Here is a 351-nt window from a genome sequence, read left to right as displayed (position 1 = left end):
CCGGACTTGAACCGGCACGGTAGTCACCTACCGCAGGATTTTAAGTCCTGTGTGTCTGCCAATTCCACCACCCCGGCGTGGATGGTATAGTTGGAGCGGAAGACGGGATTCGAACCCGCGACCCCCACCTTGGCAAGGTGGTGTTCTACCACTGAACTACTTCCGCATACAGGATATCTATCCTGTATAATGCGGGTGAAGGGACTTGAACCCCCACGTCATAAGACACTAGATCCTAAGTCTAGCGCGTCTGCCAATTCCGCCACACCCGCGTAACATGGTGAGCCATGAAGGACTCGAACCTTCGACCCTCTGATTAAAAGTCAGATGCTCTACCAACTGAGCTAATGG

At 53.3% G+C, this 351-nt stretch carries 2 tRNA genes; both read right to left on the bottom strand.

Annotated features, from left to right (window positions below):
* Window positions 1-91: 91 nt before the first annotated feature.
* Window positions 92-166, bottom strand: a tRNA-Gly gene (locus tag SB724_RS19570).
* 24 nt (window positions 167-190) lie between these two features.
* A tRNA-Leu gene (locus tag SB724_RS19565) sits at window positions 191-272 on the bottom strand.
* Between the last annotated feature and the right edge of the window lie 79 nt (window positions 273-351).

It is taken from the genome of Bacillus sp. SIMBA_031 (assembly GCF_046535225.1).
Lineage (GTDB): Bacteria > Bacillota > Bacilli > Bacillales > Bacillaceae > Bacillus > Bacillus velezensis.
This window is presented reverse-complemented; position numbering and strand designations above follow the sequence as displayed.